Annotated in this window: 1 protein-coding gene and 1 pseudogene; both read right to left on the bottom strand. The window is 64.9% G+C overall.

Annotated features, from left to right (window positions below):
* Positions 1–191, bottom strand: a 191-nt coding sequence (locus ACG2LG_RS24125; RefSeq protein WP_396263455.1) for a transposase, incomplete at its 3' end; no start/stop codon positions are given.
* Between the two features lie 250 nt (positions 192–441).
* Positions 442–642 (bottom strand): annotated as a pseudogene (locus tag ACG2LG_RS24120) (transposase); the annotation flags it as partial.
* Positions 643–684: the final 42 nt, after the last annotated feature.

Raw genomic sequence — 684 nt, 5'->3', positions numbered from 1 at the left:
CGCTTCTGCCAATTCTGCAGCGTCATGTAGTTGATCTCCATCTCGCGGCAAATGTCGCTCTGGCTGAGTTTCTCCGTCCAGATGGCCAGTACTGCCCGGGCCTTCTCCCCCGCGCTGTAGCGGCGGGAGGGCTGGCGGCGTTTCGCCCGCTTGCGCGGGGTGGGCTGCGGGTTGGTCTTCTTCTCCGGCATCGGGCCGGGATTCGCTTTGGATGTCATATTCGAGTTCGTTGGTGGTTTGGTCTTCGCCGTCGAGGCTGAGCTTGAGCTTGCCCTTTTCGGCATGGAGCACGACGGACTGCCCCTGCATGCGCCCGACCATGTAGAAGGGCGCGCGGGGACGGCCACGCAGGGCCATTTCCAGCACGTTGTCGCGGATGCCCTTCTCGAGGGTTTCGCGCAGCTCGTGCTGGATTTCGAAAAAGCGGTCGGCCGGACACAGCCCGCCGATCCCCTGGTGGGGCCGCTTGTGATTGTAGTACTGGATCCACAGCCGGATCCGCGCGCGGGCCTGCTCGAAGTCGTCGAACTGGGCGCGGGCGAGGAACTCGCGCCAGATGCTGCCCCAGAAGCGCTCGACCTTGCCGAGGGTCATCGGGTGCTGCGGCTGCGAGCGGATGTGGGACACGCGGTCCTTCTGCATCTCCTTCTGGAAGCGGCTGGTGCCGCGCCAGGTGGCATACTG

Source organism: Haloferula sp. A504 (genome assembly GCF_044385805.1).
Taxonomy (GTDB): Bacteria; Verrucomicrobiota; Verrucomicrobiia; order Verrucomicrobiales; family Akkermansiaceae; genus Haloferula.
The sequence above is the reverse complement of the archived record's forward strand: the minus strand, read 5'-3'. Positions and strand labels throughout refer to the sequence as shown.